At 64.3% G+C, this 398-nt stretch carries 1 protein-coding gene; it reads left to right on the top strand.

The features are described 5' to 3' along the window. The coding region (locus tag JUI81_RS31670; RefSeq protein ID WP_374707284.1) for a calcium-binding protein at positions 1-398 on the top strand (398 nt) is incomplete at both ends.

The raw sequence follows: 398 nt of genomic DNA, 5'->3' as shown, positions 1-398 counted from the left end.
CAAGGGCACGGGTGGCGATGCGCAGGGCGACAGTTACGCTGGCATTGAGCGGGTAGTGGGCTCGGCGTTCAACGACACGCTGACTGGCTACAACCCGATCCATATCCTGGAAGGTGGCGCCGGCAACGATGTGTACGTCATCACCAACCAGGGCGCGACGGTGGTCGAGCAGGCCGGCGGCGGTGACGACGAAATGCGTACCCAGCTCAACACCCAGGTACTGGCCACCAACGTCGAGCGCCTGACCTTTGTCGGCACCGGCAATTTCATCGGTACCGGTAACGCCAGCGACAACATCATCACCGGCGGTGCGGGCAACGACACCCTGCGCGGTGGTGGCGGTGCCGACCAGTTCATCGGTGGTGCCGGTACGGACACGGTGAGCTACAGCGACAGCG

The sequence above is a fragment of the Pseudomonas sp. 008 genome (genome assembly GCF_016861935.1).
Classification (GTDB): Bacteria; Pseudomonadota; Gammaproteobacteria; order Pseudomonadales; family Pseudomonadaceae; genus Aquipseudomonas.
The sequence above is the reverse complement of the archived record's forward strand: the minus strand, read 5'-3'. Positions and strand labels throughout refer to the sequence as shown.